Here is a 25,891-nt window from a genome sequence, read left to right as displayed (position 1 = left end):
CCGCCCGCACCGGCCCGAGGGCGCGCCGGTGCGGGCGGGGTTCGCGCCGTCCCCGTACCTCCGCCACCCAGGAGCCCCGCCCATGAACGCGCCCGCACCCCACCCCAGCACCGAGGGCCTCACCCCGTACCCGGTCGGTCTGCTCCTCACCGGCCGGCGCGTGGTCGTGATCGGCGGCGGCCAGGTCGCCCAGCGCCGGCTGCCCGCCCTCATCGCCTCCGGCGCCGACATCCACCTGATATCCCCGTCCACCACGCCGGCCGTGCACGCGATGGCCGACGCGGGCGAGATCACCTGGCACGAGCGCCGTTACACCGACGGCGACCTCGCCGACACCTGGTACGCCCTGGTCGCCACCGACGACCCCGGGGTGAACACCGCGGTGTCCGCCGAGGCCGAGCGGCTGCGCGTCTTCTGCGCCCGCAGCGACGACGCCTCCGCCGCCACCGCCTGGACCCCGGCCAGCGGCCGGGACGGCGGCGCCACCGTCGCCGTCCTCACCGGCGACCCGAGGCACTCCGCCGGCCTGCGCAACGCCATCGTCGACGGCCTGCGGGACGGCTCGCTCGCCGCCCGCCAGTACCGCGAGCGCACCCCCGGCGTCGCCCTGGTCGGCGGCGGCCCCGGCGACCCGGACCTCATCACCGTCCGCGGACGCCGGCTGCTCGCCGACGCCGACGTGGTGGTCGCCGACCGCCTCGCCCCGCGCGAGCTGCTCGCCGAACTCCCGCCGCACGTCGAGGTCATCGACGCCTCCAAGATCCCCTACGGCCGCTACATGGCCCAGGAGGCGATCAACCGGACCCTGATCGACCACGCCAAGGCCGGCAAGTTCGTGGTCCGCCTCAAGGGCGGCGACCCGTACGTCTTCGGCCGCGGCGGCGAGGAACTGCTCGCCTGCGTCGAGGCCGGGCTGCCGGTCACCGTCGTCCCCGGCATCTCCAGCTCGATCAGCGTCCCGGCCGCCGCCGGCATCCCGGTCACCCACCGCGGCATGACGCACGAGTTCACCGTCATCTCCGGCCACGTCGGCCCGGACGAGCGCTCCCTCACCAACTGGGACGCCGCCGCCCGGATGACCGGCACCCTGGTGCTGCTGATGGCCGTCGACAAGATCGGCGCGATCGCCGCCAAGCTCGTCGAGTGCGGCCGACCGGCCGACACCCCCGTCGCCGTCGTCCAGGAGGGCACCACGGCCGGCCAGCGCCGCGTCGACGCCACCCTCGCCACGGTCGGCGCCACCGTCACCGCCGAGCAGATCAAGCCACCGGCCGTCATCGTCATCGGCGACGTCGTCAACGTCCTCGCCCACTGACCGCCGGACGCGCGAACCGCGGCCCCGACCCGCCCGGGGTCGGGGCCGCGGTGCTTCCCCCGACCGGTTTCGAAGAAATCTCCGCCGACCGTGTCGAGAATCCGCGACCGGCTCCGTCCCCGGGGTGAACGCGACCACAATGGGTCGCACAGCACCGAGGAGAACCACACCATGGCCAAGTACCTGCTGCTCAAGCACTACCGCGGCGCCCCGGACCCGGTGAACAACGTGCCGATGGAACAGTGGACGCCCGAGGAGATCTCGGCCCACGTGCAGTACATGCAGGACTTCGCGGCCCGCCTGGAGAAGAGCGGCGAGTTCGTCGACGGCCAGGCACTCGCCCCCGGGGGCACCTTCGTCCGCTACGACGGCGAGGGCCGCCCCCCGGTCACCGACGGCCCGTTCGCCGAGACCAAGGACCTCATCGCCGGCTGGATGGTGATCGACGTCGACAGCTACGACCGCGCCGTCGAACTCGCCGGCGAACTGTCCGCCGCCCCCGGCGCGGGCGGCCGGCCGATCCACGAGTGGCTGGAGCTGCGCCCGTTCCTGACCGAGCCGCCGACCGTCACCGAGTGACCCCACCGATGGACGAGACCCTGCTCAGGAGCCTGACTCCGGGCGTGCTCGGCGTCCTCGTCCGCCGCGGAGCCGACTTCGCGGCGGCCGAGGACGCCGTCCAGGACGCCCTGGTCGAGGCCGTCCGCGTCTGGCCCGCCGACCCGCCGCGGGACCCGAAGGGCTGGCTGGTCACCGCCGCCTGGCGCAAGTTCCTCGACGCGGCCCGGTCCGACGCGGCCCGCCGCCGCCGCGAGGACCTCGTCGACGAGGAACCGCCGCCCGGCCCCGCACCCGCGGCGGACGACACGCTCCAGCTCTACTTCCTGTGCGCCCACCCCTCGCTGAGCCCCGCGTCCGCGGTCGCCCTCACCCTGCGCGCCGTCGGCGGACTGACCACCCGCCAGATCGCCCGGGCCTACCTGGTGCCCGAGACGACCATGGCCCAACGCATCAGCCGGGCCAAACGCACCGTCTCCGGCGTCCGGCTCGACCGGCCCGGCGACGTCGCCACCGTGCTCCGCACCCTCTACCTGGTCTTCAACGAGGGCTACTCCGGGGACGTCGACCTCGCCGCCGAGGCGATCCGGCTCACCCGGCAGCTCGCCTCCGCCGTCGACCACCCCGAGGTGTCGGGCCTGCTCGCCCTCATGCTGCTCCACCACGCGCGGCGGGCCGCCCGCACCGCCGCCGACGGCAGCCTCGTCCCGCTCGCCGAACAGGACCGCGGCCGGTGGGACACCGCATCGATCGCGGAGGGCATCGGGATCCTGCAGACGGCGCTCGCCCGCGACCGGCTGGGCGAGTTCCAGGCCCAGGCCGCCATCGCGGCCCTGCACGCCGACGCGCCCACCGCCGAGGAGACCGACTGGGTGCAGATCGTCGAGTGGTACGACGAACTCACCCGCCTGACCGACAGCCCGGTCGTCCGGCTCAACCGCGCGGTCGCCGTCGGCGAGGCCGACGGCCCGCGCGCCGGACTCGCGGCACTCGCCGCCCTGGACACCTCCCTGCCCCGCCGCACCGCCGTCTCCGCCTACCTCCACGAACGCGAAGGCGACCTCCCCGCCGCCGCCCGCCTCTACGCCGAAGCCGCCCACCAGGCCCCCAACCTCGCCGAACGCGACCACCTCACCCGCCAAGCCGCCCGCCTCAACACCCACCTCCGCCCCTGAACGGGCCGTCGACAGAGGGCAGCCACGCGGGGGCGCTGGGGGCACCTCCCGGCCGAAGGCCGGGGGCTGAACCGCGCAATCCGCGAGCGGGCCTCCCCACGGCACGGGCCGGGCCCGGTCCGCCGGGAGGCACCCCGCCCCGCCGGTTTGGCCAGTCCCACCCCCACCCGGCAGGATCGACCCCGTGTCCGAACCCCGTACCGTCACCGACCCCGCCGACCCCTGCCTCGCCGACTACACCGGCCTGACCGACGTCGAACTCCGCCGCCGCCGCGAGCCCGCCGAGGGCCTCTTCATCGCCGAGGGCGAGAAGGTGATCCGCCGGGCGGTCGACGCCGGCTACCGCATGCGGTCGATGCTCCTCACCCCCAAGTGGCTGGAGGTGATGGCCGACGTCATCGCGGAGGCCGAGGCCCCCGTCCACGTCGTGGAGCCCGCCCTCGCCGAGCAGGTGACCGGCTACCACGTGCACCGCGGCGCCCTCGCCGCGATGGAGCGCCGTCCGCTGCCCGCGCTCACGGACCTCCTCGGCCCGGCCCGCCGGGTCGCCGTCTTCGAGGACATCGTCGACCACGCCAACATCGGTGCAGCCTTCCGCAACGCGGCCGCCCTCGGAGTGGACACCGTCCTGCTCACCCCGCGCTGCGCGGATCCGTACTACCGCCGGTCGGTGAAGGTGTCGATGGGCGCGGTGTTCCAGGTGCCGTGGACCCGGCTGGACTCCTGGCCGGCGGACATCGGGACGCTCCGCGAGGCCGGCTTCACGGTCGCGGCGCTCTGCCTGAGCGAGAAGGCGATCACCCTGGACGAGCTGGCCGCCCGCGACGCCGAGCGGCTCGCCCTGGTCTTCGGCACCGAGGGCGACGGGCTGGCCCGCCGGACCCTCGCCGCCGCCGACGAACACGTCCGCATCCCGATGGACGCCGGTGTGGACTCGCTCAACGTGGCGGCCGCCTCGGCCGTCGCCTTCTACGCGACCCGCCCCCGCTGACCCCGATCCGGTCCCGCCGACGCAGACGCGCCCGCACCGGCCCGGTCCCGCCCGCGCCGCCCCGTCAGCGGCTGCCGCCGGACACCCCGGCGCCCGGCCAGGCCTCTTCCAGGCCGCCGTCGGCCCGCGCGGTGTACCGGGTGGACGAGGTCGCGCCGGTCAGCGAGACCTTCTCCTCGCGCAGCAGCGCCCCGTTCTGGAGCCGCCAGGCGGCCGCGGCCTGCGGGTCCGCCGCCGAAGCGCGGGAGGAGACCAGCACCGGCGCGCCGCCGTTGAACGAGAACAGCTCGACCAGGTCGACCGGGACGGACCCTTCGGTCCGCCGCAGCACGACCAGGGCGGCGGGCGCCTCCCGGTAGCGGGCCGGCAGCACGGTGCTGAGCGCGATCTGTGCGCCGTCGCCGCCCGCCTTGCCGTCGTGCAGCCGGATCTCCGGCCCGCCCGCGGGGTCGGAGTAGGCGCGGTTGGCCCAGTCCACGGCGGGCAGCGGACCGGCCGCCGGGCCGAACCCGGCCGCCGCGCCGGCCGTCGGCGCGGCGACCGGCGCGGCACTCGATCCGGCCGGTGCGGCGCCGTCGAGGGAGAGGGAGGGTGCCGAGGCCGCGGGGGAGGGGCGGTCGGCCGGGCCGCGTCCCTGGTTGCTGCGGTTCTCGCAGCCCTGCGCGGTCGCGATGGCCAGGGCCACGCCCAGGGTCACCGTGACGAAGACCACCAGCCGCTGCCGCAGCAGCCGCCGCCGGGAGTCCGCCGAGGGCCGCCCGGGGACGGGCGTGTGCTGGCGCTCCCGCGGCCGGCCCGGCGCGGGCGTGTGCGGCCGTACAGGCGTGCGGTGCCGGTCCCTCAGGGTGTCCTGGCCGTCGGGGTGCGGCACGCCGCCGTGCGGCGGCTGTCCGGGGGCACGGCGGGGCGGTCTGCCCGTCGGGACGCGTCCGCCGACCACGGGCCGCTGCCCGTTCGGCCGGCTGTGCCCCGCCGGCTGTCCCGGTCCGTACCCCGGGGTGTGGCCCTGTCCGGCCTGCGGACCGGCACCCGGCCGCGGTGTCTGCTGCCCCGGCGCCGGTCCGGCGCCCGGCCCGTGCCCAGGACCGACGCCGTGTCCCGGAGCCGCGCCCGCGCCCGGACCGTGGGCCCGGCCGGGTGCGGCGACCTGCGCCTGCTGCTGTGCGGCGGGGCCCGGCGCGCCGCTGCGGGCCCGTCCGCCCAGCACGGTGCCCCGTGCGGCGAGTTCGGTCAGGCGCTCGTGCAGGGCCGCCGCGGCGGGCCGCTCGCCCGGCTCCTTGGCCAGGCAGGCGCCGATCAGGGGTGCCAGCACCGGCGGCACGCCGGCGAGGTCCGGCTCCTCGTGCACCACCCGGTAGAGCATCACCTCGGAGGAGGCGCCGGAGCCGAAGGGCGACTCCCCGGTGAGGGCGAAGGCGATCGTCGCGCCGAAGGCGAACACGTCGGTGGCCGGGGTCACCGCCGCCCCGCGGACCTGCTCGGGCGCGAGGAACCCGGGCGAGCCGACCGCCGTCCCGACGTGGGTGAGCGTGGAGGCGCCGCGCGACCAGGCGATGCCGAAGTCGATGATCCGTGGGCCGCGCGGCGAGAGCAGGATGTTGGAGGGCTTGAGGTCGCGGTGGACGACCCCGGCCTCGTGCACCTTCACCAGCCCGTCGGCGAGGGCGGCGCCGATCCGGGCCGCCTCCGGCCAGGGCAGCGGCCCCTCGTCCGTGACCCGCTTGTACAGCGAGGGCCCGGGCACGTAGGCCGTCGCCAGCCACGGCCGCTCGGCCTTGAGGTCGGAGTCGACCACGCGTGCGGTGCAGCCGCCGCGGATCCGGGAGGCGGCGGCGACCTCGCGGGCGAACCTGGTGCGGAACTCCGCGTCCCCGGCCAGCTCGTCGCGGATCAGCTTGAGGGCGACCCGCTGGCCCTTGCGGTCCGAGCCGAGGTAGACCACGCCCATGCCGCCGGCGCCGAGCCGTCGGTGCAGTCGGAACGGTCCGACGATGCGGGGGTCCTCACGCCTCAGCCGCATCATCGCCATACTCGTCCCCGTCAGCCTGTGGAGTGAGGCCCCGTCGAGTGGGCCGTCGTCAGATCCTGTCCGGGACAGCTTACGGACTGGCCGCAGTGCTGTGCTGACACGCAACACCCCGAGGGGCGGTCGGATTGTCCGATCTCCGCCGTAAGGCGTTCCGCGGGTACCCGGAGCACCCTTGTCCGGGGCCTGCGCGTCGCACGCGAACGGCGCTCCGGCGGGCCCGCCCGACGCCGCCGCAGGACGGGCTCCCGGCCGTCCCCGGGAGCCCCCCTCGGGGTGGGCCTCAGGGTTGCGTCGGGGATGCGATCGGTTCCGTCTCCCCCTCCGGTAGTAGGCGGCACGACCCGGCCTCATCCTCCGGGAGGCCGGTGGAACCGTGCGCGGGCATGACGCCCGGTGGGGGCCCTCCGGCCTACTGTTGATCTCGACGGCGGGCCGCTACTCGTCCCCCGAGGTCCCGGTCCGCCGTCCCGACCACCCGACCGCCCCGTGCGGGCCGCCCAGCGGCCGCGCCCGGCGACGAGCAGGAGCAGACGATCATGGCCACGCAGTTCACCGGCACCGGGCGCCGCCGCCGGCCCTTCGCCGGCCCTTCGCCCACCGGGGACAGGCACCCGGCGGTGGCCCTGGCCATCGCCGTGCCGTGCGCGGTGCTGCTGCTGGCGCTGTTCGGCGGCTGGGAGCAACTGGCGACACAGGCTCGCGCCGTCGCCGATCTGATCGGGCGCTGACCCCAGGGGAGGGGTCCGCGCCGGCCGGGTGCGACACCGCAGGACACGTGGACGGGCCGAGCGGTGGCCACCCCCGGCAGAGCAGGGGCCGGGTGCAAGGACGTCGGTGAGGGCGTCCGCACCCGGCACCTGCCTTTTTCCGCCCTCCGCAGTCCGACGCGCACGCGTCGCCGTCGGCGGACAACGACGAAGGCCGTGGTCCAACGGACCACGGCCTTCGATCTTCTGTGCGCGATACTGGGATTGAACCAGTGACCCCTACCGTGTCAAGGTAGTGCTCTCCCGCTGAGCTAATCGCGCGGGGTTGTCAAGCCCTGCCGGGCCTGCGTGCGCGATACTGGGATTGAACCAGTGACCCCTACCGTGTCAAGGTAGTGCTCTCCCGCTGAGCTAATCGCGCTGGGATGCCGATCCCCGAAGAGATCGAGTGCGCGATACTGGGATTGAACCAGTGACCCCTACCGTGTCAAGGTAGTGCTCTCCCGCTGAGCTAATCGCGCGGGGAGGGCTCCCGGCGAACCGGGGGCACCTCTTGGAGGTGGAGACGGGATTTGAACCCGTGTACACGGCTTTGCAGGCCGTTGCCTCGCCTCTCGGCCACTCCACCAGGCAACTTCGGAGAACGATCTTACCCTGTTCTCCATCGAGCGGACGACGAGATTCGAACTCGCGACCCTCACCTTGGCAAGGTGATGCTCTACCAACTGAGCCACGTCCGCCTGTCTCCCGGCTGCTTCCCCGCTTTTCTTCGGTTCCGCGTCCCGGCGACGTGTTGAACTCTAGCGGATTCCCGGGCCAGCTAAAAATCCGTTCCCGCAGCGTGGCGCGGGGGTGGCCGGAAGGTGGTGCTCCGTCAGCCGTCCGGGTGGCTCCCCGGCCGCCCGGGGCGGGGGCTGCGACGCAGGTCCGAGGGCCGCCCCCGGCCGCCCCTGCGGGCCGCCGACCTACACTTCAGGCACCGGGCAATCCCCGAACCGGCCCCGCGCCGCATCCGCGCGGAGCAGCACCCGAGTCCGCGCAGGAGAACCGTGTCCGGCCGCACCGCCCCCCTCAGCCCCGACCAGCCGATCGCCCGCTTCGGCGGCCGTCTCGCCACCGGGCTGCGCGAGGTCTCCGGCGACCCCGCGGTCCTCGACCGCGGCGGCTTCTGGGCGGTCGCGTACGACTTCGAGGGCCGCCTCACCTGCGCCCGCTTCGACGAGGTCCGCCCCGACCCGGCGCCGCCGGCCACCGCCGGCTGGCTCGGCCCGCGGACGGAGGACTGGCACAGCTCGCTCGACCGCGCCGCCTACACCGCGGGCGTCAGCCGGATCCGCGAGCACATCGCGGCCGGTGAGGTCTACCAGGCGAACCTCTGCCGGGTGCTCTCCGCGCCGCTGCCCGACCCGGAGCGCTCCGACATCGACGCGCTCACCGGCCTGCTGGCCCGCGGCAACCCCGCGCCGTACGCAGGAACGGTCCGCCTGCCCGAGCACGGGGTGGAGATCGCCACCGCCTCGCCCGAGCTCTACCTGCGCCGCCGCGGCCGCACCGTCTCCTCCGGCCCGATCAAGGGCACCGGCCGCACCGAGGCCGACCTGCTGGAGAAGGACCACGCCGAGAACGTGATGATCGTCGACCTGGTCCGCAACGACCTCGGCCGGGTCTGCGGGACCGGTACCGTCACCGTCCCCGACCTCTGCGCGGTCGAGAAGCACCCGGGCCTCGTCCACCTGGTCTCCACCGTCGAGGGCCGGCTGCGGGACGGCTCCGGCTGGCCCGAGCTGCTCGCCGCCACCTTCCCGCCCGGCTCGGTCACCGGCGCGCCGAAGTCCAGCGCGCTGCGGATCATCGACGCCCTCGAGACCGCCCCCCGCGGCCCCTACTGCGGCGCCGTCGGCTGGGTGGACGCCGACCGCGGCGAGGCCGAACTCGCCGTCGGCATCCGCACCTTCTGGATCGACCGGACGGGCGGCGCCCCCGTCCTCCGGTTCGGCACCGGCGCCGGCATCACCTGGGGCTCCGACCCCGAGCGCGAATGGGACGAGACCGAGCTCAAGGCGGCCCGCCTGGTCGCGATAGCGTCGGGCACCAGCACCCACTGAACAACCCCGGGAGCAGCACTCGATGATCTGGGTCAACGGCAACCTCGTGGACGCCGGCAGTGCCGCCGTCTCCGTCCTGGACCACGGCCTCACCGTCGGCGACGGCGTCTTCGAGACGGTCAAGGCCGTCGACGGGCAGGCCTTCGCGCTCACCCGCCACCTCGACCGGCTCACCCGCTCCGCCCGCGGCCTCGGCCTCGCCGACCCGGACCACGACGCCGTCCGCGAGGCCTGCGCCGCCGTGCTCGCCGCCAACCCGATGCCGCTCGGCCGGATGCGGATCACCTACACCGGCGGCACCTCCCCGCTCGGCTCCGAGCGGGGCGAGGACGCGCCCACCCTGGTCGTCGCCCTCGGCACCGCCAAGCCGCGCCCGGACACCACCGCGGTGGTCACCGTGCCGTGGCGCCGCAACGAGCACAGCGCCGTCGCCGGCCTCAAGACCACCTCCTACGCCGAGAACGTGGTGGCGCTCGCGACCGCGCACCGGGCCGGCGCCTCCGAGGCGCTCTTCGCCAACACCGCCGGGCGGCTCTGCGAGGGCACCGGCTCCAACGTCTTCGTCGTCCTCGGCGGCCGGCTGCTCACCCCGCCCCTCGAGTCCGGCTGCCTGGCCGGCATCACCCGCCGGCTGGTCGTCGACTGGAGCGGCGCCGAGGAGGCCGACCTGCCCTTCGAGGCGCTGTTCGAGGCCGAGGAGGTCTTCCTGACCTCCACCCTCCGCGACGTCCAGGGCGTCCACCGGATCGACGGCCACGAGCTGCCCGCCCCCGGGCCGATCACCCTCAAGGCGATGGCCCAGTTCGCCGAGCGAAGCGGCGACGACCTCGACCCCTGACCGGGCCGCGCCGCCGACGGCCGCACAGGCGTAGTGCGGCCGCCGCCGGGGCAGGGGAGCCGGTATGACCACAACGCTGCGCCCGGGGGGCGCCGAGGAGCTGCTGCCCGGCGGCGGCCGCAGCCGCCGCTGGCAGATCTGCGTCAACGGCCGCCCGGTGGGCGGGCTGCGCACCACCGCGCTGCCGCGCGGCGACCAGTGGTGGGGCGAGATCGCCGAGTTGGAGGTCGCCGAGGGGCGCCGCCGGGGCCGCGGCACGGTCGGCGTGCTCGCGGCCGAGGAGGTGCTGCGCGGCTGGGGCTGCAGCCGCGCCGACGTCACCGTTCCCGCGGAGGCGGAGGGCGCGCTCGCCCTGGCCCGGGCGCTCGGCTACACCGACCGGATGCAGAACATGGCCAAGCGGCTCGGCCGGGCACCGGCACTGCCGGACGGGCTGACCGTCCGTCCGATCGGCGCGGCGGAGTACCCGCAGTGGCTGGCCGCCGCGAGAGCCGGATACCTGCACGACCTGCGCTCCTCGGGCCTCACCGCGCAGCAGGCCGAGGCCAAGGCGGAGGCCGACCACCGCCAGGTCCTGCCGCAGGGGCCGGACACCCCGGGCGTCGTACTGCGCCGGCTTGTCGACGGCGACGGCCGCGCGCTCGGCAGCCTCTGGCTGCACCTGCGCCAGGAGGTCTCGCCGGAGGGCCGCCCGCTGGCCTGGGTGATGGTGGTGGAGGTCGACGAGGAGCACCGTGGCCGGGGCCTCGGCCGCGCCCTGATGCTGGCCGCCGAGCACGAGTGCCTCGCGGCGGGCGTGCACGACCTCGGGCTCAACGTCTTCAGCAGCAACACGGTGGCCGTCGGGCTCTACGCCTCGCTCGGCTACCGGATCACCCGGCGGGTCCTCGGCAAGCAGCTGCTCTGAGGACGCCGGCCGGCCGGGCCCGCGGCCCCGCCGGGTGCGGCGGTCAGCCCCGGTTCTCCTCGATCAGCTCCACGATCCGGGCGCGCAGCCCTTCCTGGCTCTTGCCGCCGTCCAGCCGCTGCCCGGCGATCACGTAGGTCGGGGTGCCGGTGACCCCGATCGCCCGGCCCTCGGCCTGGTCGGCGTCGACGAGCAGGGTGTGCCGCCCGTCGATCAGCGCGGTGTCGACCTCGTCCGCGTCCAGCCCCAGGTCGGCGGCGACGGCCAGCAGCGTCTTCTCGCCGTCCCGGCCGAGCTCCTCGGTCCGCTCCAGCAGGGCCTCGACGTACGCCCAGCCGTTGCCCTGGGCGAACGCCTCCTCGGCGGCCTGGGCGGCCGCGTACGCGTGCTTGTTCTTCTCCAGCGGGAAGTGCCGCAGCTCGATCCGGAACTCGTCGCCGTAGCCGGAGCGCAGCGCCCGGACGTCGTCCAGGGCGGTGCGGCAGTCGGGGCACTGCAGGTCGCACCAGAATTCGAGGCGGGGGAGGGAGGCGTCGGTCATGCCCCCAGTCTTTCATCCGCGGGGGCCGCGCCCGGCCGCCTCGCACCGCTGGGCGCCGGGCGGGCGGGCCGGTCAGCCCGCGGCCACCGCCTCGGCCTCGGCGGAGCGCTGCCGGGCGCGGTACGCGGCGACGTGCAGCCGGTTGCCGCAGGTGCGGCTGTCGCAGTAGCGGCGCGAGCGGTTGCGGGAGAGGTCGACGAAGACGCGCTCGCAGTCGGGGGCCTCGCAGCGCCGCAGCCGCTCGCGCTCACCGGCCATCACGATGAAGGCGAGCGCCATGCCGAGCTCGGCCGCGAGGTGGTCGCCGATCGCGGCGTGCGGGGCGAAGTAGTGGATGTGCCAGTCGTGGTGGTCGTGGTTGGTCAGCCGCGGCGTGGTGCCGGCCGCCGCGACCACGGCGTTCACCAGCTCCGCGGCCTCTTCGGTGGAGCGCGCGGAGAACACCTCGCGCAGCCGGCCGCGCAGCAGCTGCACCGAGGCCAGGTCTGCGCCGGTCAGCGAGTCGATCTCGCTGATCTCCTGCTTGACCACGAACGCGTCGAGCGCGGCGGTGTCCGGCAGCTGCTCCGAGCCGCACGCCTCCGGGGCGGTGTTGAGCAGCTCGACCAGAATGCTCAGCGCGCACTCGGTGTCATGGGTGATCAGCACGTGGGCTCCTCGCGCGGCGGGGGCCCACCGGCCCCTCGTCGGTCGTCACCCGCGACTCTACCGGGCCGCGCCGTCCGAGCGAAGGAAAGCGCCCGGCGGTACGGCCGGCCACCCCTGCGGATGACCGGCCGTACCGCCGGGCGCCACACCGTCGGGCCGGGCGGGCCCGTCGGTGATCCCGAGACCGCCGGTGGTGCGTGGCGGCAGGTGCGACCGTGCCCCCGAGTAGGACGGACGCAGTGGGCGTGGCCGCGCCGAGGCGGGCCCGCCGCAGCGAGGTCAGCTTTCGGCGAGGATGTGGGACAGCTCCCGATCGAGGTCGAAGTGACGGTGTTCGGTGCCGGGCGGCACGGCGGCGTCGGTGCGCTTGAGGAACGACTCGAGCGCCCGCGCCGGGGCTTCCAGCAGGGCTTCTCCTTCCGGAGAGCTCAGGGCGATGCAGACGACCCCCTGACCGTGGCTGCGCGAGGGCCACACCCGCACGTCGCCGGTCCCGGTCGGTCGGTGCAGCCCCTCCGCGAGGAGATCACGGGCGAACACCCACTCGACGGTCTCGTCGGCACCGGTGTGGAAGGTGGCGTGCACGGCATAGGGGTCCGAGGTGTCGTAGCGCAGGCCCGCGGGGACGGGCAGGGAGGACTCGCTGGACACGATGAGGCGCAGGTGCAGCTCGCAGCTGACCGTGGTGTTCATAAGCGCCAGGGCCTTTCGCTCAGTGTGCGCTCGGGGAATCGCACGTCGGCGAACGGACCATCCCACCCGAAAGCCCGGTGTAAACCCCTCTGTCCCGATTCAACGCCGTGTCGTACCCCTTCCGGCGCATTGCGGAATCGGCGGCGGCGGGGAGTCGGGCCCCGTACCGGCGGGTATCTCGGGTACTTTTCCCGCATGGCTGTACGAAACGACAATCCTGACCGGGTCGAGGACGGGGCACCCATGGCGTCCGACGGTGGCGAGGGCGGGAGCGGGGACGGCGAGGAGCGGGACGGCGGGGACCGGCCGCTCGGTTCGCGGGCCCCGGCGTTCATCCGGCGGTCGCGGCCGCTGCACCTGAGCTGGCAGGTGGTGGTCTTCCTGGTCGGCCTGGCCGTGGTCGGGCTCGGCGTCGTCCTGCTGCCGCTGCCCGGCCCCGGGTGGGTGGTCATCTTCCTGGGCATGGGCGTCTGGGCGACCGAGTTCGTCTGGGCCCAGCTGGTGCTGCGCTGGACGCGGCGGAAGGTCGCCGAGGCGGCCGAGCGGGCGCTGGACCCGAAGGTGCGCCGCCGCAACATCACGCTGACCGTGATCGGCCTGGTGATCATCGGTGCCCTCCTCGGCTGGTACCTGTGGCGGTACGGCGCGGTACTGCCCTGGGACCTGCACTGACCGGGAGGGTGTTCGGAGCACCCCCGCGGATGGGGTAATGTTTTCCCTGCACCCGGGCGATTAGCTCAGCGGGAGAGCACTTCGTTCACACCGAAGGGGTCACTGGTTCGATCCCAGTATCGCCCACCCGGAATGCAGTTCCGATGTAAGGCCCAGACCATTTACGGTCTGGGCCTTATGTTGTTTTCCGATGATTTCCGAAAGGCTCCCGCGGTCTGACGGACTTTCACCGGAGCTGTCCCGGAGGCGATCTGGGGGAGCGTCGGTCGGGCCCCGGCGGGAACGGATTGGGGCCGCGGGCGCGGAGGTGGTACTGTTCTTCTCGTTGCCCGGGCGATTAGCTCAGCGGGAGAGCACTTCGTTCACACCGAAGGGGTCACTGGTTCGATCCCAGTATCGCCCACCGAGCAGCAGGCCCCGGCCGCCAAGTGCGGCCGGGGCCTCTGTCGTTGTCTGCACCCGTCGGCACCCGTCGGCACCCGTCGGCATCTCCCGTCGCCTCCGGCTCCGGGGCCGGTCGGCCCGCGGTTCAGGCCGCGGCCTCGCAGCGGTGCTCGGTGGTGAGCGGCCGGCCGCAGCCGCAACGGGCCGGACGCAGCGGCCAGGCGGTGTCCACCCGCTCCGCGGTGCCCTCCCGGTCGAACCAGTCCTGCAGCCCGCGGGCCTGCGCCGCGTGCCAGACCGCCTGCCGGACGTGGAGTTCGGGGACCGACAGCGCACCGAGCCGCTCCGGGTGCCGGACACCGAGGGCCCGCACCAGGTCGAGGGCGGCGGTCGCGTCCGCCGCGGCCTCGTGGGCACCGGTCAGCCGCACCCCGTAGTGGGCGCACAGATCGGTGAGCGTACGGCGGCCCTTGCGGTAGCGGTCGACGTGCTTGTCCAGCACCCGCGGGTCCAGCACCAGGAGTTCGGTGCCGCCGAGCGCCTCGCCGAGCGAACCACCGCGGTGCCGCCGCAGCTCGCGGTCGAGCAGGGTGAGGTCGTACGGGGCGTTCATGACCACCAGCGGGACGCCGGCGAGGGACAGCTCGGCGAGCGCGCGGGCTATCTCGGAGACCACCGCGCGCGGCGGGCGGCCGTGGGCGCGGGCGTGCTCGTCGCTGATGCCGTGCACCGCGCGGGCACCCTCGGGGATCGGAACTCCGGGGTCGGCCAGCCAGGTTGTGGTGGCCGGGGCGCTGCCGGGGGCGGACTGCAGGACGAGTGCGGCGGAGACGATCCGGTCGTGCTCGACGTCCACGCCGGTGGTCTCGGTGTCGAAGGAGGCGATCGGCCCCTCGTACCAGGGTCGGGACTTCTGCATGACTGCCCCTCAAGTGCCGCCGGGCTGTTGCCCGGCGCGCCCCCGAGGACCAGGGGCGCACCGTGCTCTGTCCTGGTGATACCGCACTTGACAGCCGCTCAACCGCACGCCGGGGCCGCTCATCGTCCCGGGGCCCCGGGACGGGTGCGGTGCGGGGTGCGGGAGGGGCCGCGCGGGCCGGTGGGGCGGCCGTGGCGCGGGGGAGAGCGCGGTGCGCACCGGAGCCGCCGCTCTCGGTACCATCGACGTGCGCAGCAGAGTGCTGCGGACCACAGATGTCAGGAGAGACCGGTGACCGACGTCCGGATCATCATCAACCGCGAACCCGATCGGGAAGAGCGCGTGGTGACCACGGGCACCACGGCCGCCGAGCTCTTCGCCGACGACCGCTCGATCATCGCCGCCCGCGTCGGCGGCCAGCTGAAGGACCTCGCCTACGCCGTCCAGGAGGGCGACGAGGTCGAGCCGGTCGAGATCTCCAGCAAGGACGGCCTCGACATCCTGCGGCACTCCACCGCGCACGTCATGGCGCAGGCCGTGCAGCAGCTCTTCCCCGAGGCCAAGCTCGGCATCGGCCCGCCGGTCAAGGACGGCTTCTACTACGACTTCGACGTCGAGAAGCCCTTCCACCCCGATGACCTCAAGGCCATCGAGAAGAAGATGCAGGAGATCATCAAGCGCGGGCAGAAGTTCTCCCGCCGCGTGGTCTCGGACGACGCCGCCCGCGACGAGCTGTCGGCCGAGCCCTACAAGCTGGAGCTGATCGGCCTCAAGGGCTCCGCCGCGACCGCCGGCGAGGGCGCCGACGTCGAGGTCGGCGCCGGCGAGCTGACCATCTACGACAACCTGGACGCCAAGTCCGGCGAGCAGTGCTGGGGCGACCTCTGCCGCGGCCCGCACCTGCCGAGCACCCGGCACATCCCGGCCTTCAAGCTGATGCGCAACGCGGCCGCCTACTGGCGCGGCAGCGAGAAGAACCCGATGCTGCAGCGCATCTACGGCACCGCCTGGCCGAGCAAGGACGAGCTGAAGGCGCACCTCGACTTCCTGGTGGAGGCCGAGAAGCGCGACCACCGCAAGCTCGGCAACGAGCTCGACCTCTTCTCGATCCCGGAGCAGATCGGCTCCGGCCTCGCCGTCTTCCACCCCAAGGGCGGCATCATCCGCCGGGCCATGGAGGACTACTCGCGCCGTCGGCACGAGGAGGAGGGCTACGAGTTCGTCTACACCCCGCACGCCACCAAGGGGAAGCTGTTCGAGACCAGCGGCCACCTGGACTGGTACGCCGACGGCATGTACCCCCCCATGCAGCTCGACGAGGGCGTGGACTACTACCTCAAGCCCATGAACTGCCCGATGCACAACCTGATCTTCGACGCGCGCGGCCGGTCCTACCGCGAACTGCCGCTGCGCCTGTTCGAGTTCGGCACGGTGTACCGGTACGAGAAGTCCGGCGTGGTGCACGGCCTGACCCGCGCCCGCGGCTTCACCCAGGACGACGCGCACATCTACTGCACCCGTGAGCAGATGGCGGAGGAGCTCGACTCCACCCTCACCTTCGTGCTCAACCTGCTGCGCGACTACGGCCTGACCGACTTCTACCTGGAGCTGTCCACCAAGGACCCGGAGAAGTACGTCGGCTCGGACGAGACCTGGGAGGAGGCCACCGCCGTCCTCGCCAGCGTGGCCGAGAAGCAGGGCCTGCCGCTCGTCCCGGACCCGGGCGGCGCGGCCTTCTACGGCCCGAAGATCTCCGTCCAGGCCAAGGACGCCATCGGTCGCACCTGGCAGATGTCGACCATCCAGCTCGACTTCAACCTGCCGGAGCGCTTCGACCTGGAGTACACCGCGGCGGACGGCTCGCGCCAGCGCCCGGTGATGATCCACCGTGCGCTGTTCGGCTCGATCGAGCGCTTCTTCGCGGTGCTGCTGGAGCACTACGCCGGCGCCATGCCGCCGTGGCTGGCCCCCGTCACCGTGACCGGCATCCCGATCACCGACGAGCACGTGCCGTACCTGCTGGACGTCGCGGCCGAGCTCAAGAAGCACGGCATCCGGGTCGAGGTCGACACCTCCGACGACCGCATGCAGAAGAAGATCCGCAACGCCCAGAAGCAGAAGGTCCCCTTCATGCTGATCGCGGGCAACGACGACGTCGAGGCGGGCGCGGTGTCCTTCCGCTACCGCGACGGCGAGCAGAAGAACGGCGTGCCGGTCGCCGACGCGGTGGCCGAGATCGTGGACGCGGTTCAGCGCCGCATCCAGGTCTGACCTCGGACGCACGAGGCCGGGGCGGGTCCGGACGGACCCGCCCCGGCCTGTTCGTCCCGCCTGTCGGGACGCATATGCTGATCGGCATGACGAGTGAGCCCGAACTGCAGCGGGGCGTGGGGGAGCCGGACGGCTTCCGCCGCCTGTGGACCCCCCATCGGATGGCCTACATCCAGGGTGAGAACAAGCCCACCGGGCCGTCCCCGGACGACGGCTGCCCGTTCTGCGGCATCCCGGGGCTCACCGACGAGGAGGGCCTGGTCGTGGCCCGCGGCTCGTCCGTGTTCGCGGTGCTCAACCTCTACCCGTACAACGGCGGCCACCTGATGGTCGTCCCGTACCGGCACGTCGCGGACTACACCGAGCTGGACGAGGCCGAGACCGCCGAGCTCGCCCTGCTCACCAAGCACGCGATGACGGCGCTGCGCACCGCCTCGGGCGCGCACGGCTTCAACATCGGCATGAACCAGGGCGCCGCCGCCGGCGCCGGCATCGCCGCCCACCTCCACCAGCACGTGGTGCCGCGCTGGGGCGGGGACACCAACTTCATGCCGGTGGTCGGCCACACCAAGGTGCTGCCGCAGCTGCTCGCGGACACCCGCAAGATGCTGGCCGACGCCTGGCCGCAGGGCTGAGCCCACCGCACGGACGCCGCAGGGCCGGTACCCGAGGGAGTCCTCGCGGTTCCGGCCCTGCGGCGTCGGTCCGGGCGGCTCAGCCGGCGTCGTAGGCGTCGGCCTTGAAGGGGCGGACGGCCTGGTTCTCCGAGCGGCTGATGTTGGCGCGGTTGGTGAACCGCTCGACGTCCACGTCGTGGTCGGCGAGGAACTCGATGGTGGTGGTCTGCACCATGTTGAAGATCGGCTGGGCGCTGTAGAGCACCGAGTCGCTCTTCGCCCGGCTGTCCCAGGTCTTGTCCGTCCACGCCTGGCGGAGGCAGAACGGCTCCGGCAGGGTCAGCGAGCCGCCCAGCCAGTTCAGCAGCCCGGGGATCTTGTGGAACGGCGCCCGGACGGCCTGCCGGACGACCTCGTCGTCGTCGATCAGCGGGAGGACGATCGTCTTCTCCTCCCAGAACTTGCCGGTCTTCGGGACGTTCTTCTCCTTGGGCTTGGGCTTGGCCGTGAACAGCCCGTTGAGCGGCCCGAGGGCGTGCCCGTACACGGAGACCCGGAGGTTGCGGCCCAGCACGGTGATCTTGACGGTGACGGTGGCGACCACCTGGCCGTTGTGCAGCACCAACTGCGCGGCCACGTTGGTGTCGGTGTCTGTGCCGATGGTCTGCCGGTTGGCGATCTGCTGGATGCCGAAGTCGCGCATCCGGTAGCCGTCCATCTCCGGGGTGGACGGGCGGGCGATCTCGTCCGCGCCCTCCGGGATGTCCTGCACCACCCAGTGGGCGACCGAGACGTGCGGCATGTCGCCGCCCGGCACCTCGCTGGCCGCGACGGAGCCGAGCCGCTCGGCGATCTTGCGGGCGAGGTCCCAGCGGTGGAAGGTCCGGAAGTCCGCGTGCCCCGCGGCCGGCCGGAGGTCCTCGTTCATCTCCACCGCGACCCAGCGCATGCCGGCGCCCAGCAGGCCCTTGCGGCCCGCGTAGTGGTGGATGTTGGTCTCCTGCTCGGCGGTCAGCCGCTCCAGGCTGGCGCGCAGGTCGGTGGCCTTGCGGTCGAGGTCGTCGCGCGGCACCGCCTGCGGCACCGTCGCGGCCACCGCGCCGCCCTCCAGCAGCGACTGCCAGCGGGTGCGCAGGTCGATCGTGCTGCGCAGGCAGATCCGCCGGGCGACGAACCAGCCGACCACCGGGGCCAGCATCATCAGCCGGAAGTACAGCGACCAGGGGCCGTCCACCGGCGGGCGGATCGCGAACAGCAGGGCCAGGCCGCAGGCGGCGAGCAGCGCCAGCGTGCCGTAGAAGCCCTCCCGGGCCGGATGCGTCTTCTTCAGCTGGGCGCGCACCTGGAAGGCGGCCAGCCAGACCAGCGCGCCGGGCAGGAAGAGCAGCCCGCAGACCACGGTGACCAGGGCGAGCTGCCGGTCCCGGGCGTGGCGCAGGTCGTTGGCGGCCAGGCAGTGCTCGACCACCATCCGCACGTCGGTGCCGAAGGACGGCACCAGCGGGTTCCGCTTGGCGGGCAGCGTCCGGTCGATCACCGCCCGGCTGAACGCCTCGCCGGCGCTCGGCCGGAACAGCTCGAAGCGGCCGTTCTTCAGCTTGGCGCCGAGCTTCTCCTCCAACTCGCGGAAGCTGCCGTCGCGGTAGGCCGCGGAGGAGAGCGCCGAAGTGACGGCGGTCTGCGGGCCGACGTCCGTGCGGGGTACCTGCGCACCCGGGGTCATGTCGAGCTGGGTCACGGCGGCTGCCCCTCCTCCCCTGGATCCGCCCTTGTCGGCCGCAGGCTATCGCGCCTCCGGCCGGTCGCGGGCAAGATCGTCTGAACCGGCGTCAGCCGCCCGCGGCCGAGCACCGTGAGGGGATCATGCCCACTTCGCGGCCGGTTCGATCCTCCGGGGTGTCACGCCGGCCGGCGGCGGCCCGCGGTGCGGGAGGATCGGGGCATGGCCGAACTCATCGCGCACGATCCCGTGCTGGTCTTCGACGGGGACTGCGCCTTCTGCACCAGCTGCGTGACCTGGGCCGAACGCTACCCGCGGGCCTCCCTCTCCTCGGGCGGCTGGCAGGCCGTGCCGTACCAGTACGCCGACCTCGCGGCCCTGGACGCCGGGGCGGGCGGGCACGGCCTGGTCACCGAGGAACGGGCCGGCCGGGAGGTGCTGTGGATCACCCCCGGCGGACGGGTGTACGGCGGGGCGCAGGCGGTCGCCCGGCTGCTGATGCGCTCCGGCGGCGCCTGGGCGTACGCGGGCGCTGTGCTGGCGCTTCCTCCGGTGCGGCCGATCGCCGCCGCCGTCTACCGCTGGGTCTCCCGCAACCGCCACCTGCTGCCGGCGGGGACGCCGGCCTGCGCGATGCCGCGGCGGCTGCCCTAGGGGCGGGGGGCTCTCCGGGGGCTGCCCCCTGGGCGGTTCGGCCCTACGAGGCGTGTTCGTAGCGGGCGGCGAGGGTGGGGGGCATCGGGGCGTGCCGCAGGTAGTTGCGGGAGAACTGTCCGGTGCCGTGCGAGATGGAGCGCAACTCGACGGGGTAGCGGACGAGTTCGAGCTCCGGCACCTCCGCGCGGACGAGGCTCATCCCCGGCCCGCCCGGTTCGGTGCCCAGCACGTGGCCGCGGCGCGCGGAGAGGTCGCTGAGCACCGCGCCCTGGTACTCGTCCGGCAGCAGCACCTGCACCTCGTCGACCGGTTCGAGCAGCTGGATCCGTCCGTTGGCGGCGGCCTCGCGCAGCGCCAGCGCGCCCGCGGTCTGGAAGGCCGCGTCGGAGGAGTCCACCGAGTGGGCCTTGCCGTCGGTGAGGGTGACCCGGACGTCGACCATCGGGTAGCCGGCCAGCACCCCGTGGGCGAGCTGGGCACGGACGCCCTTCTCCACCGAGGGGATGAAGTTGCGCGGCACCGCGCCGCCGACCACCTTGTCGACGAACTCGAAGCCGCCGCCGGGCAGCGGTTCGACGGTGAGGTCGCAGATCGCGTACTGGCCGTGCCCGCCGGACTGCTTGACGTGCCGGCCGTGCCCGGTGGAGCTGGCGGCGAAGGTCTCGCGCAGCGCGACCTTGTAGTCGACGGTGTCCACGTGCACGCCGTAGCGGCTGCGCAGCCGGTCCAGGACGACCGCCTGGTGGGCCTCGCCGGTGCACCAGAGCACCAGTTGGTGGGTGTCCGGGTTCTGCTCGACGCGCAGCGCCGGGTCCTGGGCGGTGAGCCGGCCGAGGGTCTGGGCGAGCTTGTCCTCGTCGGCCTTGCTGTGCGCCTGCACGGCGGCCGGCAGCAGCGCCTCGGGCTGCGGCCACGGCTCCAGGGCCTCGGTGCCCTCGGTGAGGGTGTCGCCGGTGCGGGCGGCGGTGAGCTTGGCGAGGCAGACCAGGTCGCCGGGGAGCGCGTGCGGCACGGGCCGCTGCTGCTTGCCGAACGGGCAGCTCAGGCCGGCGACCTTCTCGTCGGTGCCGCCGGGCACGTGCAGCACGGTGTCCGGGCGCAGCGTCCCGGAGAACACCCGGGCGAGGCTGAGCCGGCCGACGTACGGGTCCTCGCCGGTGTGCACGATCTGGGCGGCGAGCGGGGCGTCCGGGTCACAGGCGGGCAGGTCGTCGGCCCGGTCGAGCGGGGAGGGGAAGACCGCGGCGATCAGGTCGAGGAGTTCGGCGGCGCCGGGTGCGGTGCCGGTGGGGTCGGCGGGCGGCGCGGTGGCGAGCACCGGGTGCGCGGTGCCGGCCAGGAACTCGCGGCGCAGCGCGTCGCCCAGCGAGGCGGTGTCCAGCTCCTCGCCCGCGACCCAGCGCTCCAGCAGGGCGTCGTCCTCGCCGGCGATCGCCTCGACCAGGTGGGTGCGGTCCTCGTCGACGGTGGGCAGGTCGCCGGGCTCGCCGTAGGTGCGGCCGGTGAGCAGGTCGACGGAGCCGAGCAGCCGGCCGTCCTTCAGCGCGCTGTCGTGCAGCTGCAGGACGGAGTCGGGGTGACCCTCGCCGAAGGCGTCCTGGAGGGTGGCGAGGACCTCGTCGAGGTGGACGCGGACGGCGTTGAGGTGGGTGAGGGCGATCGCGGTGGGCAGGTTGCGCAGCCGGACCTCCCCCCACAGCGCGAGGGTGTGCGCGGAGACCGGGTCGGTGGCGGAGACCACCAGGACGGCGGCCTCGGCGGCGCGCAGCGCGGCCTGCATGTCGCCGGCGAAGTCGGCGTAGCCGGGCGCGTCCAGCAGGTTGATCTTGCAGTCCTGCCAGGCCAGCGGGAGGAGCGCGAGCTGGACGGAGCGCTGCTGCTGGTGCTCGATGTCCTCGTGGTCGGCGGCGGTGGTGCCGTCCGGGACGGTGCCGGCCCGTGTGAGCGCGCCCGCGGTGAGGGCGAGGGACTCGGCGAGGGTGGTCTTGCCGGCTCCGGTGGCGCCGATGAGGACGACGTTGCGGAGCCGGTCGGATCGTTCGACGGTGGGGGCCGCGGTGTGGGTGGCTGCTCGGTCCGCCATGGCTGCTCTCCTGCTGTTCGCGGGTGGCTGCGGCGCGCTCGCGCGGGTCACAAGCGGTGCTCACGGCCGGGGGCGTCGGGCGCCGCCGTGCCGTGCGTGGTGGGCCGGTCGGGCCGGCGGGCTGCTCGGGGGCGTGGGGCGGCGAAGCCCCGCGATCAGCGTGGATACCATTGTCCAGCCGGGCGGGCCGATCCGCTCGGCCGCCCGGCGGCACAGGGGCCGCGGGCGGAGTCCGGTGAGATCGGAGCGGTCGGGAAGGCCATGCTCAACAAATACGCGCGTGCCTTCTTCACACGTGTTCTGACGCCGTTCGCCGCGATGCTGCTGCGCTGGGGCGTCAGCCCGGACGCCGTGACGCTGATCGGGACGGCCGGATCGGTGGCGGGCGCCCTGGTGTTCTTCCCCCGCGGGGAGTTCTTCTGGGGCACGATCACCGTCACCCTCTTCATCTTCTCCGACCTGGTCGACGGCAACATGGCCCGCCAGGCCGGGCGCTCCTCCAAGTGGGGCGCGTTCCTCGACTCGACGCTGGACCGGGTGGCGGACGCCGCGATCTTCGGCGGTCTGGCGCTCTGGTACGCGGGCACCGGGAACAACGACCTGCTCTGCGCCGTTTCGGTGTTCTGCCTGGCCAGCGGCCAGGTGGTCTCGTACACCAAGGCCCGCGGCGAGAGCCTGGGCTTCCCGGTGAACGTCAACGGCCTGGTCGAGCGCGCCGAGCGACTGGTGATCAGCCTGGTCGCGGCCGGCGTGGCGGGCCTGCACGCGTTCGGCCTGCCGTACGTGGAGTGGCTGCTGCCGTTCGCCCTCTGGGTGGTCGCGGCCGGCAGCCTGGTGACGGTGATGCAGCGCATCCTGACGGTGCGGCGGGAGGCCCAGGAGGCCGACCGGGAGACGGCGGGAGTCGAGGGGGCGGCGTGAAGGACCGATTGGTCTACTGGCTGTACGCGGCGGGCTGGGCGGTGGTGAAGCGGCTGCCCGAGCGGGTGGCGCGCACGCTGTTCGAGCGGATCGCCGACCGGGTGTGGCGCGGCCGCGGCAAGGGCGTGCTGCAGCTGGAGGCCAACCTGCGCCGGGTGCACCCGGAGGCGGACGAGGCGCGGCTGCGCGAGCTCTCCCGGGCCGGGATGCGCTCCTACATGCGGTACTGGATGGAGTCCTTCCGGCTGCCGGCCTGGAGCCTGCAGCGGATCGCCGACGCCATGTCGGTGAAGGGCCTGGAGCAGCTGAACGAGGCGATGTCCGCAGGCCGCGGCGCGGTGATCGCGCTGCCGCACATGGGCAACTGGGACCTCGCCGGCGCCTGGATCGCCTCGGCTGGCGGGTACCCGTTCACCACCGTCGCCGAGCGGCTCAAGCCGGAGCAGCTGTTCGACCGCTTCGTGGCGTACCGCGAGGGCCTCGGCATGGAGGTGCTGCCGCTGACCGGCTCCGACGTGTCGGTGATCGGCACGCTCGCCCGGCGGCTGCGCCAGGGCAAGCTGGTCTGCCTGCTCGGCGACCGGGACCTCTCCGCGGCCGGCCTGCAGGTGGACTTCTTCGGCGAGCCGACCCGGATGCCGGCCGGGCCGGCCGCACTCGCGCTGCGCACCGGCGCGGCGCTCTTCCCGGTGACGCTCTGGTACGACGGCCCGCTGATGCGCGCCGAGATCCACCCGGAGATCCCGCCGCCCGCCGAGGGCGACCAGCGCGAGCGGACCTCCGCCATGGTGCAGGCGCTCGCCGACGTGTGGGCCGAGGGCATCCGGGAGCACGCCGAGGACTGGCACATGCTGCAGAAGCTGTGGCTGGCCGACCTCGGCACCGATCGCGCCGCGGGCGCGGGGCAGGGGGCGCAGGAGTGAGGATCGGCATCGTCTGCCCGTACGACTGGGACGTGCCCGGCGGCGTGCAGTTCCACATCCGCGACCTCGCGGAGCACCTGATCCGGCTCGGCCACGAGGTGTCGGTGCTGGCCCCGGCCGAGGACGAGTCGGCGCTGCCGCCGTACGTCGTCTCGGCCGGCCGGGCGGTCGCCGTGCCGTACAACGGCTCGGTGGCCCGGCTCAGCTTCGGCATCCTGTCCGCCGCCCGGGTGCGGCGCTGGCTGAACGACGGGCGCTTCGACATCCTGCACGTCCACGAGCCCTCCTCGCCGAGCCTGTCGATGCTGGCCGCGTGGTCGGCGTCCGGGCCGATGGTGGGCACCTTCCACACGTCCAACCCGCGGTCGCGGGCGATGATCGCCGCCTCGCCGATCCTGCAGCCGGGCCTGGAGAAGATGTCCGCCCGGATCGCGGTCAGCGAGTACGCCCGGCGCACCCTGGTCGAGCACCTCGGCGGCGACGCGGTGGTCATCCCGAACGGCGTGGACGTCCGCTTCTTCGCCGACGCCGAGCCCGACCCGCGCTGGCGGGGCGGCGTGCTCGCCGGCACCGGCGCCCCGGCGACGATCGGCTTCATCGGCCGGATCAACGAACCGCGCAAGGGCCTGCCGACGCTGCTCGCCGCGCTGCCGCGGATCCTGGAGGAGCGGCCGGGCACCCGGCTGCTGGTCGCCGGCAAGGGCGACCGCGAGGAGGCCGTCGAGGGGCTGGCCCCCGAGGTGCGGGCGCAGGTCGAGTTCCTCGGCATGGTCAGCGACGAGGAGAAGGCCAGGCTGCTGCGCAGCGTCGACCTGTACGTCGCGCCGAACACCGGCGGCGAGAGCTTCGGCATCATCCTGGTCGAGGCGATGTCGGCCGGGGCGCCGGTGCTGGCCAGCGACCTGGACGCGTTCCGGCAGGTGCTGGACGGCGGCGCGGCCGGCGAGCTGTTCCCGGTCGAGGACGCCGACGCGCTGGCCGCGGCCGCGGTGAAGCTGCTCGGCGACCCGGAGCGGCTGCGCGACCTGCGCGAGGCGGCGTCCCGGCACGTCCGGCGGTTCGACTGGGAGACGGTCGGCGCGGACATCCTGTCGGTGTACGAGACGGTCACCGACGGCATGCCGCCGGTGGCCGAGGACGAGCGGGTGGGCTGGCGCGAGCGGTTCGGCCTGGCCGCCCGCGACTGACCGCGCACCCGGAAGCCCGACCCGTAGGCGACCGCACAGACCAGAGGGGGCCCCGTGCCGCAGATCTCCGTCGACTACTCGCCGCGCCTCGGCTTCGACCCGCGGGCCTTCGCCGCGGAGCTGCACCCGCTGGTGGCGGCCGCGATCGACACCACGGTGGAGTCGTGCAAGACCCGCTTCCGCCCGGTCGAGGACGCCTTCCTCGGCGACGGCGACCCGGAGCGGGCCATGGTGTACCTGGAGCTGAAGATCCTCTCCGGGCGCGCCCCCGCAGCCCGGACGGCGCTGAGCGAGGCGGTGCTGGACCTGCTGAAGCGGCACGTCGGCGGTGGGCGGGTGCACCTCGCCGTCAACGTGGTGGAGCTGGACCGCGACGTCTACCGGGCGGCCGCCCTGTAGCCTGACCGGCCGTGACTACCTGGATCTGGGCCGCCGTCGCGGTCGTGCTCTTCGCGATGTACCTGAGCTGGACGGCCGGCCGACTGGACCGGTTGCACGCGCGGATCGACGCGGCCCGGGCCTCGCTCGACGCCCAGCTGGTGCGCCGCGCCTCGGTGGCCCAGGAACTGGCCACCTCCTCGCTGCTCGACCCGGCCGCCTCGCTGCTGCTGTACGAGGCCTCGCACGCCGCCCGGCAGGCCGAGGACGAGCACCGGGAGGTGGCGGAGAGCGAGCTGAGCCTCGCGCTGCGCGCGGTCTTCGCCGAGCCGGAGCAGGTCGCGGCGCTGCTGGACGCGCCCGGCGGCAAGGAGGCCGTGACGGATCTCACGGCCGCGGTCCGCCGGGTGCCGATGGCGCGGCGGTTCCACAACGACGCCGTCCGGGCGGCCCGCGCGGTGCGCGAGCACCGTCTCGTCCGGTACTTCCGGCTGGCCGGGCGCGCGCCCTTCCCGATGGCGTTCGAGATGGACGACGAGCCCCCGGCGGCGCTCACCCCCGAAGGCGCCCCGGCCTGAACGGCTACTGTTTGTCGTACCCGGACGGTCCGGCTGGACTGTATGGCGCATCGGTAAGGGGCGTTCCGGGCCTA

Annotated in this window: 23 protein-coding genes, 7 tRNA genes and 1 pseudogene; 19 read left to right on the top strand and 12 right to left on the bottom strand. The window is 74.0% G+C overall.

Translation table 11 applies throughout. From position 1 onward, the window contains the following. The first annotated feature begins 82 nt into the window (after window positions 1-82). The 4 genes from cobA to AB0442_RS28385 all read left to right on the top strand — a co-directional run bounded on the left by cobA (window position 83) and on the right by AB0442_RS28385 (window position 4,039). Window positions 83-1,315 (top strand): uroporphyrinogen-III C-methyltransferase, encoded by a 1,233-nt coding sequence (gene cobA / locus AB0442_RS28400; RefSeq protein WP_366166316.1) that lies wholly within the window; start codon window positions 83-85, stop codon window positions 1,313-1,315. Window positions 1,316-1,486: 171 nt separating this feature from the next. Next, window positions 1,487-1,894 carry a YciI family protein gene (locus AB0442_RS28395; RefSeq protein ID WP_344621678.1) on the top strand — a complete coding sequence of 136 codons (408 nt, stop codon included), beginning with the start codon at window positions 1,487-1,489 and terminating at the stop codon, window positions 1,892-1,894. An 8-nt stretch (window positions 1,895-1,902) separates the two neighbouring features. Continuing rightward, the gene (locus AB0442_RS28390) at window positions 1,903-3,048 is read left to right on the top strand and encodes a DUF6596 domain-containing protein (protein ID WP_366166335.1); all 1,146 of its coding nucleotides are present in this window, start codon (window positions 1,903-1,905) and stop codon (window positions 3,046-3,048) included. Between the two features lie 184 nt (window positions 3,049-3,232). After that, the gene (locus AB0442_RS28385) at window positions 3,233-4,039 is read left to right on the top strand and encodes an RNA methyltransferase (protein WP_344621680.1); all 807 of its coding nucleotides are present in this window, start codon (window positions 3,233-3,235) and stop codon (window positions 4,037-4,039) included. 649 nt (window positions 4,040-4,688) lie between these two features. Here the strand turns inward: AB0442_RS28385 and AB0442_RS28380 are convergent. Continuing rightward, window positions 4,689-6,068: pseudogene (locus AB0442_RS28380) on the bottom strand (protein kinase); the annotation flags it as partial. Between the two features lie 536 nt (window positions 6,069-6,604). On the opposite strand from AB0442_RS28380, the gene AB0442_RS28375 reads away from it, so the two are divergent. Further along, on the top strand, window positions 6,605-6,796 hold the full coding sequence (locus tag AB0442_RS28375; RefSeq protein ID WP_366166313.1) for a hypothetical protein: 192 nt from the start codon (window positions 6,605-6,607) through the stop codon (window positions 6,794-6,796). 228 nt (window positions 6,797-7,024) lie between these two features. Here the strand turns inward: AB0442_RS28375 and AB0442_RS28370 are convergent. From AB0442_RS28370 to AB0442_RS28350, 5 genes are all read right to left on the bottom strand, one after another. Beyond that, window positions 7,025-7,096: transfer RNA gene (locus AB0442_RS28370), tRNA-Val, on the bottom strand. 28 nt (window positions 7,097-7,124) lie between these two features. Further along, window positions 7,125-7,196 (bottom strand) — tRNA-Val (locus tag AB0442_RS28365). A gap of 28 nt (window positions 7,197-7,224) precedes the next feature. Next, window positions 7,225-7,296: transfer RNA gene (locus AB0442_RS28360), tRNA-Val, on the bottom strand. A 33-nt stretch (window positions 7,297-7,329) separates the two neighbouring features. Continuing rightward, window positions 7,330-7,403: transfer RNA gene (locus tag AB0442_RS28355), tRNA-Cys, on the bottom strand. 39 nt (window positions 7,404-7,442) lie between these two features. Further along, window positions 7,443-7,515 (bottom strand) — tRNA-Gly (locus tag AB0442_RS28350). A gap of 348 nt (window positions 7,516-7,863) precedes the next feature. On the opposite strand from AB0442_RS28350, the gene AB0442_RS28345 reads away from it, so the two are divergent. From AB0442_RS28345 to AB0442_RS28335, 3 genes are all read left to right on the top strand, one after another. Further along, on the top strand, window positions 7,864-8,880 hold the full coding sequence (locus AB0442_RS28345; protein WP_366166333.1) for a chorismate-binding protein: 1,017 nt from the start codon (window positions 7,864-7,866) through the stop codon (window positions 8,878-8,880). 22 nt (window positions 8,881-8,902) lie between these two features. Next, window positions 8,903-9,718 carry an aminodeoxychorismate lyase gene (locus tag AB0442_RS28340; protein ID WP_344621683.1) on the top strand — a complete coding sequence of 272 codons (816 nt, stop codon included), beginning with the start codon at window positions 8,903-8,905 and terminating at the stop codon, window positions 9,716-9,718. A gap of 64 nt (window positions 9,719-9,782) precedes the next feature. Beyond that, complete coding sequence (locus AB0442_RS28335; protein WP_366166311.1) at window positions 9,783-10,625, top strand: GNAT family N-acetyltransferase; 843 nt, start codon at window positions 9,783-9,785, stop codon at window positions 10,623-10,625. A 43-nt stretch (window positions 10,626-10,668) separates the two neighbouring features. On the opposite strand, the gene AB0442_RS28330 is transcribed toward AB0442_RS28335, so the two are convergent. From AB0442_RS28330 to AB0442_RS28320, 3 genes are all read right to left on the bottom strand, one after another. Next, a complete protein-coding gene (locus AB0442_RS28330) occupies window positions 10,669-11,166 on the bottom strand; it encodes a DsbA family protein (protein ID WP_366166309.1) in 498 nt (165 codons plus the stop codon). A 72-nt stretch (window positions 11,167-11,238) separates the two neighbouring features. Then, window positions 11,239-11,814: a CGNR zinc finger domain-containing protein gene (locus AB0442_RS28325; protein ID WP_363543643.1), complete on the bottom strand. Its 576-nt coding sequence runs from the start codon at window positions 11,812-11,814 to the stop codon at window positions 11,239-11,241. A 279-nt stretch (window positions 11,815-12,093) separates the two neighbouring features. Beyond that, on the bottom strand, window positions 12,094-12,507 hold the full coding sequence (locus tag AB0442_RS28320) for an SsgA family sporulation/cell division regulator (RefSeq protein WP_030268554.1): 414 nt from the start codon (window positions 12,505-12,507) through the stop codon (window positions 12,094-12,096). A gap of 243 nt (window positions 12,508-12,750) precedes the next feature. On the opposite strand from AB0442_RS28320, the gene AB0442_RS28315 reads away from it, so the two are divergent. The 3 genes from AB0442_RS28315 to AB0442_RS28305 all read left to right on the top strand — a co-directional run bounded on the left by AB0442_RS28315 (window position 12,751) and on the right by AB0442_RS28305 (window position 13,582). Then, complete coding sequence (locus tag AB0442_RS28315) at window positions 12,751-13,179, top strand: TIGR02611 family protein (protein WP_366166307.1); 429 nt, start codon at window positions 12,751-12,753, stop codon at window positions 13,177-13,179. 54 nt (window positions 13,180-13,233) lie between these two features. Further along, window positions 13,234-13,305, top strand: a tRNA-Val gene (locus tag AB0442_RS28310). A 205-nt stretch (window positions 13,306-13,510) separates the two neighbouring features. Then, window positions 13,511-13,582: transfer RNA gene (locus tag AB0442_RS28305), tRNA-Val, on the top strand. A 126-nt stretch (window positions 13,583-13,708) separates the two neighbouring features. Here the strand turns inward: AB0442_RS28305 and AB0442_RS28300 are convergent. Continuing rightward, entirely contained in the window at window positions 13,709-14,482 is a 774-nt protein-coding gene (locus tag AB0442_RS28300) for a 3'-5' exonuclease (RefSeq protein WP_366166305.1), read from the bottom strand. A 291-nt stretch (window positions 14,483-14,773) separates the two neighbouring features. Between AB0442_RS28300 and thrS the strand changes: the two genes are divergently transcribed. Together thrS and AB0442_RS28290 are read left to right on the top strand one after the other, a co-directional pair. Then, a complete protein-coding gene (thrS, locus tag AB0442_RS28295) occupies window positions 14,774-16,753 on the top strand; it encodes a threonine--tRNA ligase (RefSeq protein ID WP_366166303.1) in 1,980 nt (659 codons plus the stop codon). Between the two features lie 74 nt (window positions 16,754-16,827). Next, window positions 16,828-17,388 (top strand): HIT domain-containing protein, encoded by a 561-nt coding sequence (locus AB0442_RS28290; RefSeq protein ID WP_366166301.1) that lies wholly within the window; start codon window positions 16,828-16,830, stop codon window positions 17,386-17,388. Between the two features lie 79 nt (window positions 17,389-17,467). Here the strand turns inward: AB0442_RS28290 and AB0442_RS28285 are convergent, their stop codons facing one another. Continuing rightward, entirely contained in the window at window positions 17,468-19,108 is a 1,641-nt protein-coding gene (locus AB0442_RS28285) for a hypothetical protein (protein ID WP_366166300.1), read from the bottom strand. Between the two features lie 204 nt (window positions 19,109-19,312). Between AB0442_RS28285 and AB0442_RS28280 the strand changes: the two genes are divergently transcribed. Then, entirely contained in the window at window positions 19,313-19,744 is a 432-nt protein-coding gene (locus tag AB0442_RS28280) for a DCC1-like thiol-disulfide oxidoreductase family protein (RefSeq protein ID WP_366166298.1), read from the top strand. A 43-nt stretch (window positions 19,745-19,787) separates the two neighbouring features. On the opposite strand, the gene AB0442_RS28275 is transcribed toward AB0442_RS28280, so the two are convergent. Continuing rightward, a complete protein-coding gene (locus tag AB0442_RS28275; RefSeq protein WP_366166296.1) occupies window positions 19,788-21,830 on the bottom strand; it encodes an elongation factor G in 2,043 nt (680 codons plus the stop codon). Window positions 21,831-22,091: 261 nt separating this feature from the next. Here AB0442_RS28275 and pgsA point away from each other — a divergent pair, with 261 nt between their 5' ends. The 5 genes from pgsA to AB0442_RS28250 are packed head-to-tail and all read left to right on the top strand — an operon-like array spanning window position 22,092 to window position 25,817. Then, on the top strand, window positions 22,092-22,751 hold the full coding sequence (pgsA, locus tag AB0442_RS28270) for a phosphatidylinositol phosphate synthase (protein ID WP_363541776.1): 660 nt from the start codon (window positions 22,092-22,094) through the stop codon (window positions 22,749-22,751). After that, a complete protein-coding gene (locus AB0442_RS28265) occupies window positions 22,748-23,674 on the top strand; it encodes a phosphatidylinositol mannoside acyltransferase (protein ID WP_366166295.1) in 927 nt (308 codons plus the stop codon). The genes pgsA and AB0442_RS28265 overlap by 4 nt, the downstream gene beginning before the upstream one ends. Further along, window positions 23,671-24,861 carry a glycosyltransferase family 4 protein gene (locus AB0442_RS28260; RefSeq protein ID WP_366166293.1) on the top strand — a complete coding sequence of 397 codons (1,191 nt, stop codon included), beginning with the start codon at window positions 23,671-23,673 and terminating at the stop codon, window positions 24,859-24,861. The genes AB0442_RS28265 and AB0442_RS28260 overlap by 4 nt, the downstream gene beginning before the upstream one ends. Before the next feature lie 54 nt (window positions 24,862-24,915). Beyond that, entirely contained in the window at window positions 24,916-25,260 is a 345-nt protein-coding gene (locus tag AB0442_RS28255) for an isomerase (protein ID WP_366166291.1), read from the top strand. Window positions 25,261-25,271: 11 nt separating this feature from the next. Continuing rightward, window positions 25,272-25,817: a membrane protein gene (locus AB0442_RS28250; protein WP_030268533.1), complete on the top strand. Its 546-nt coding sequence runs from the start codon at window positions 25,272-25,274 to the stop codon at window positions 25,815-25,817. Window positions 25,818-25,891 lie beyond the last annotated feature (74 nt).

The organism is Kitasatospora sp. NPDC085895, from assembly GCF_040702125.1.
Taxonomy (GTDB): Bacteria; Actinomycetota; Actinomycetes; order Streptomycetales; family Streptomycetaceae; genus Kitasatospora; species Kitasatospora arboriphila.
Note: the sequence above shows the minus strand (reverse complement) of the source record. Positions and strands in the feature narration are given on the sequence as shown.